General features: G+C 69.3%; 7 protein-coding genes. All 7 read right to left on the bottom strand.

Annotated elements, in window-relative coordinates; translation table 11 throughout:
* Nucleotides 1–119, bottom strand: a 119-nt coding sequence (locus ACWEPG_RS28385) for a biotin carboxylase N-terminal domain-containing protein (RefSeq protein ID WP_312639142.1), incomplete at its 3' end; no start/stop codon positions are given.
* A 175-nt stretch (nt 120–294) separates the two neighbouring features.
* Nucleotides 295–1,728 (bottom strand): condensation domain-containing protein, encoded by a 1,434-nt coding sequence (locus ACWEPG_RS28380; RefSeq protein ID WP_452595856.1) that lies wholly within the window; start codon nt 1,726–1,728, stop codon nt 295–297.
* 46 nt (nt 1,729–1,774) lie between these two features.
* Nucleotides 1,775–2,188, bottom strand: coding sequence for a SufE family protein (locus tag ACWEPG_RS28375; protein ID WP_450117242.1), 414 nt, complete (start codon nt 2,186–2,188; stop codon nt 1,775–1,777).
* The gene (locus ACWEPG_RS28370) at nt 2,185–3,081 is read right to left on the bottom strand and encodes a sulfurtransferase (protein WP_452595855.1); all 897 of its coding nucleotides are present in this window, start codon (nt 3,079–3,081) and stop codon (nt 2,185–2,187) included. Before ACWEPG_RS28370 ends, ACWEPG_RS28375 begins: the two co-directional genes overlap by 4 nt.
* Nucleotides 3,082–3,168: 87 nt before the next feature.
* Nucleotides 3,169–3,813, bottom strand: coding sequence for a Maf family protein (locus ACWEPG_RS28365; RefSeq protein WP_450117240.1), 645 nt, complete (start codon nt 3,811–3,813; stop codon nt 3,169–3,171).
* Nucleotides 3,810–4,094, bottom strand: a complete 285-nt coding sequence (locus ACWEPG_RS28360) for an acyl-CoA carboxylase subunit epsilon (protein ID WP_452595854.1) — start codon at nt 4,092–4,094, stop codon at nt 3,810–3,812. The genes ACWEPG_RS28365 and ACWEPG_RS28360 overlap by 4 nt, the downstream gene beginning before the upstream one ends.
* Nucleotides 4,091–4,219: carboxyl transferase domain-containing protein (locus ACWEPG_RS28355; RefSeq protein ID WP_450117245.1), on the bottom strand; the 129-nt coding region annotated here is incomplete at its 5' end. The genes ACWEPG_RS28355 and ACWEPG_RS28360, both read right to left, overlap by 4 nt.

Below are 4,219 nucleotides of genomic sequence, written 5' to 3'. Positions count from 1 at the left end.
GCGTACACCGCGACGCTGCCGTATCCGGCGTCCTTCGCGGCCCGGATGACCCGCACAGCGATCTCGCCGCGGTTGGCGACGAGCACCTTCGTGATGTGCGCGCTGGCATGACTGGGCACTGAGCCTCCTGTTGATCGCAAGGGGTAGCCACTGTGGATCCCCTGCCGGGGGTCAGACCCGGCTGGTTTGTTGACGGCAGTACCTCGAAGTGTAGGCACCAGCCGATATGCAGATGTAATCGGCCTGGAGGGGCCGGTGAACACCATAAACCCTACTGACCAGTAGTTTCCCGGTTCATCGGGTGACGGGGGAAGGCAGATTGCACGTCCCGGTGCCCACGACCTCTTCCATCAGGCTGCGCAGGCGGGCGACGTAACGGTGCACCGCGGCGGTCGCGTCGTCCGTGGCGGGATAACGGGCGGCGATGTTCACGCCCTGCGGGGTCCGATTCACCCAGATGTACACGTCGTTCGCGTACTGCTTGCTGCGCAGTGCCCGCGCGTTCCAGTCCGGCCACTGCGTCGCCGCGGGCACGAACCGCACGTCCATGTAGGACACCACGAACCGGGGCTGTGCGTCGGTGCCGAGGACCTCGCTGACCCACTCGAACGGCACCTGCGCCGCCGGCTTGGCCGCCGCGACCTGAGTGGACGCCCGCCGCACCAGTTCCGCGAACGAGCCCGCCCCACGGACCGCGAACGAGATGGGGCTGATCCCGACGAACCATCCGACCGAACCGGCCCATCCCGGCTCGTCGCGGGTGTGCATGGGAGTGACGGTCTCGAACCGGTCCGCGCTCGAGAGTTCGGCACCTGCGATCGCCAGACACGCGAGGGTGCCCGCGAAGAAGCCGTGCCCGATCTTGCGGCACACCACCGCGAACGCATCCGCCCCGGCCGTATCCAGGACCCACGCGGACAGCCCGCGCTGCGCGGGCGGAACCTCGGGCAGCTCCCCGAGGTCGAGCGGGAACTCGGGCAGTCGCCCACCGCCGAGGTCGAGCACGCCGCGCCACAGTGTCACCGCCGGATGCGCGGCGTCGAGGTCGACGACCGCGGAACGCTCCCGCGCACCGAAGTCGAGGTAGCTGCCGACGGGGAACAGGTCCGGGGCCGCACCGTCCCGCTCCCTGCGGTACAGCGCCTCGATCTCCTGGGCGACCAGGACCACCGAGTACCCGTCGACGATCGCGTGGTCGGCGGCGAAGTAGACGGTGAACGCCCGGTCCCGGTCCGGCGGTTCGACGGTCGCGAAGGCGAATGCCGGCCACGACGTCGGGGACGTGCAGCCGTCGAACAGCCGGTGCAGGTGCTCGAAGTTCTCGGCGCCCGACGTTCGGTAGCCGTGCCGATGGGCGCTGACGCGGACCCGGCCCGGCGAGACGGTCCGCCTCCGCAGCGCTCCGGGGCCGGTGGGGACGGTCGCGTGGCTGCGCAGTCCCTCGTGTCGATCGATCCACGAGTTCAGTGCACGGCCGAACGCGTCCGCGTCGAGCCTGCCGTCGATCTCGAATGCGGTCCCGAGCCACGACTCGTGCGCGGATCCGGTTCGCGCACGCGCGTCACGCAGCCGCGACTCCTGGACGAAGGACGTCGGCCTCGGATCGTCGAACCACGGGTCGGAACTGTCGATGCGTGCGTGCGGCCCGCCGTCGAACGGTGCGGTCGGAAGCCACTCGGTCACCGTTCCCGGCGTGACGGGATAGTCGGCCAGCTCGGTGAATTCCATTGACAGAACCCATTTCTCGAGATCTGCACCGGCGAATGGATCGCAATCACCGACGCAGATGACGTTTGATGCGTGTGAGCATCGCGGACATGCCCCGCAGGCGCAGCGGGCTGACGGAGTCGGCCAGACCCAGCGCGGAATAGAAGTCTCCGGGCACGTCCAGTATCGCCTGTGCGCTCTGTCCGTCCAAACCCTGATGAAGAATCGAGGCGAACCCGCGTGTCGTCGGTGCCTCGGGCGGGGCACTGAAGTGCAGTCGCACGTGTTCCGGGTCGTCGGCGTCGACCGAGAGGAACAGTGGCGACTGGCATTCGGGCACCGGTTCCATCGCCGCCTGCTCCAGTTCCGCAGGCAGCGGCGGCAGTTCGCGGCTGAACTCCAGAAGCAACTGCAGCTTCTCCTGCCCGGAGACCGCGGCGAAGTCGTCGACGATCTCGGCGAGGGGTTCGGGCAGGCTCATGCGATCGCCGGAACCTCGCCGGGCTCGTCGCCCTTGACGATCGGAACCCGCACCGTGTTGCCCCACTCCGTCCACGAGCCGTCGTAGTTGCGCACGTTCTCGAACCCGAGCAGGTGCGTGAGCACGAACCAGGTGTGGCTGGACCGCTCACCGATCCGGCAGTAGGCGACCACGTCGTCGCCGGGAGCGAACGCGCCGTAGATCTCCTCCAGTTCGGCGCGCGACCGGAACCGGCTGTCCGGGGCCGCGGCCTTCGCCCACGGGATGGACACCGCAGTCGGGATGTGCCCGCCGCGCAGCGCGCCCTCCTCCGGGTAGTCCGGCATGTGGGTGCGCTCGCCGGTGTACTCCTGCGGCGACCGCACGTCGATCAGCGGTCCGGCGCCCAGGTGTCCCAGCACCTCGTCGCGGTACGCGCGGATCGGGGCGTCGTTGCGGGTCACGACCGGGTAGTCGGTCGGCGCGTTCTCGGGGACGTCGAGGGTGGTGTCGCGGTTCTCCGCGATCCACGCGTCCCGGCCGCCGTCGAGCAGTCGCACGTCCTCGTGACCGAACAGGGTGAACACCCACAGTGCGTAGGCGGCCCACCAGTTGCTCTTGTCGCCGTAGATGACGACGGTGTCGTCCCGGCGAATGCCCTTGCGGCTCATCAGCTCGGCGAACGCCTCGCCGTCGATGTAGTCGCGGGTGACCGGATCGTTGAGGTCGGTGTGCCAGTCGATCTTCACCGCGCCCGGAATGTGCCCGACGTCGTAGAGGAGCACGTCCTCGTCGGACTCGACGATCCTGATCCCGGGAGCACCGATGTGCGCGCCGAGCCACTCCGAGGTGACGAGCCGCTCCGGATGCGCATAGGCCGCAAAGGACGGGTTGGGATCGGGCGCAACGGGCACGAGCGGGCTCCTGACGGTGGGACTTCGGGTTGACAATCGCAATTCTATGCGCAGCCCGCGGCCCGTCGCCGCCTGTGGGGAGCCGGGTCAGCTCGGCGTGGGGGAGGCGGTCCAGAGTTCGGCGATGCCGACGCCGACGTCGCCGAGCAGACGACGCACCAACGGCAGGCCGATCCCGATCACGCTGGACGGGTCGCCCTCGATGCGGTCGATGAACCAGCCGCCGAGCCCGTCGAGGGTGAATGCGCCGGCCACCTGCATGGGTTCACCGGAGTCGAGATACGCCTCGAGGTCGTCTCCCGACGGGGTGCCGAAGTGCACCACCGTCGCGCTGTCGTCGCGGGCCTCACCGACCGTGACGCCGTCCCGGACCCGGATCACGCAGTGCCCGGTGAGGAGGGTTCCGCTGCGCCCGGCCATCGAGCGCCACCGGGCCCGCGCCACGTCGGCGGTGTGGGGTTTGCCCTGCAAGGTGCCGTCGATGAGGAGCATCGAATCGCACCCGATCACCACGGCATCGGTGACGATGTCGGCGGGAAGTACGGGCAGCACGGCCGCGGCCTTGGCGCGGGCCAGCTCCGTCACCACGTGGTGCGGGGCGGCCCGCGGGCCGAGGGCCTCCTGAATGGCGTCCTCGTCGACGCCGGAGACGTGCACGTACGGCTCGATCCCCGCCTTGCGCAGCACCGTACGGCGCGCAGGCGAGGCCGAGGCGAGGACGAGCCGCGTCACGCCCGGTTCTGGAACGCGTAGGGCGAGAAGGGTGCGCGCACGCGGTGCATCCTGGTCGGCCGGCCCCAGTTGTCCGGGGGAGTGGTGCCGACGGGCGCCTCACCCGATCCGGCGGCGGCGAGAACCGCGACCAGCGCGGCGATCTCGACGTCAGTGGGATTGCCCTTGAGCACCTTGATGACCGGCAATTGCGTACCTTCGGTTGCGGTCGCCGCGTCGATGGTCTCGGCGGCTTCGGTGAGCACCTCGACCTCGGCGAGTGCGTTGTCCGTGATTGTCACAGTGGAATGTTCCCATGCTTCTTGGGCGGGAGGGTGACCATCTTGCGTTCGAGCAGACGCAGAGCGGACACGATCTGACCGCGGGTGTGGCTCGGCGGGATCACCGCGTCGACGTAACCGCGTTC

The sequence above is a fragment of the Rhodococcus sp. NPDC004095 genome, from assembly GCF_053604015.1.
Note: the sequence above shows the minus strand (reverse complement) of the source record. Positions and strands in the feature narration are given on the sequence as shown.